Origin of the sequence: Streptomyces bambusae (assembly GCF_020532645.1) — a bacterium.
In the GTDB taxonomy this organism is placed as follows: Bacteria; Actinomycetota; Actinomycetes; order Streptomycetales; family Streptomycetaceae; genus Streptomyces; species Streptomyces bambusae.
Window position 1 is genome coordinate 1 of record NZ_JAJAUZ010000139.1, and the last position, 1034, is coordinate 1034.

At 66.4% G+C, this 1034-nt stretch carries 1 protein-coding gene; it reads left to right on the plus strand.

The genetic code is table 11. The features are described 5' to 3' along the window. A partial coding sequence (locus LG634_RS37525; protein ID WP_226741025.1) for an aliphatic sulfonate ABC transporter substrate-binding protein occupies positions 1-1034 on the plus strand: 1034 nt, incomplete at both ends.

The window sequence follows — 1034 nt, forward strand, 5'->3', positions numbered from 1 at the left end:
CGCCTGCGGCTACGGTTCGGAGTCCAAGGACGAGACGAAGGACGCCAAGTCGAACGTCGCGGCGACCGGCAAGAAGCTGTCCGCCGACAAGGTGCGGATCGGCTACTTCCCCAACCTGACGCACGCGACCGCCCTGGTGGGCATCCAGGAAGGGCTCATCAAGAAGGAGCTGGGCGGCACCGACATCGCCCCCCAGATCTTCAACGCCGGCCCCTCCGAGATCGAGGCCCTCAACGGCGGCTCCCTCGACATCGGCTTCATCGGACCCTCCCCGTCCATCAACGCCTACGTGAAGTCCAAGGGCAAGAACCTGCGGATCATCTCCGGCTCCGCCTCGGGCGGCGTCAAGCTCGTCGTGAACCCCGCGAAGATCAAGACCCTGGACGACGTCAAGGGCAAGAGGATCGCCACCCCGCAGAAGGGCAACACGCAGGACGTCGCGTTCCTCAACTGGGTCGCGGAGAAGGGCTGGAAGGTCGACTCGGAGAGCGGCAAGGGCGACGTCTCCGTCGTCCGCACCGACAACAAGGTCACCCCCGACGCCTACAAGTCCGGCTCCGTCGACGGCGCCTGGGTCCCCGAGCCCACCGCCTCCAAGCTGGTGGCCGAAGGCGCGAAGGTCCTCCTCGACGAGACCAGTCTGTGGCCCGACAAGAAGTTCGTCATCACGAACATCATCGTGTCGCAGAAGTTCCTCACCGAGCACCCGGACGTGGTCGAAGCAGTCCTCCGCGGTACGGTGAAGACCAACGAGTGGATCAACGCCAACCCGGAGAAGGCGAAGGCCTCCGCCAACGCCGCCCTGAAGGCCGAGACCGGCAAGGCACTCGCCCCCAAGGTCATCGACCCGGCCTGGCCGAGCATCGCCGTCACCGACGACCCGCTCGCCGCCACCCTCAAGACCCAGTCCGAATGGGCGGTCAAGGCCGAACTCATCAAGCAGCCCGACCTCGCCGGCATCTACGACCTCACGCTCCTGAACAAGGTGCTCACGGCCGCCGGCAAGCCCACCGTCTCCGACGCCGGACTCGGCG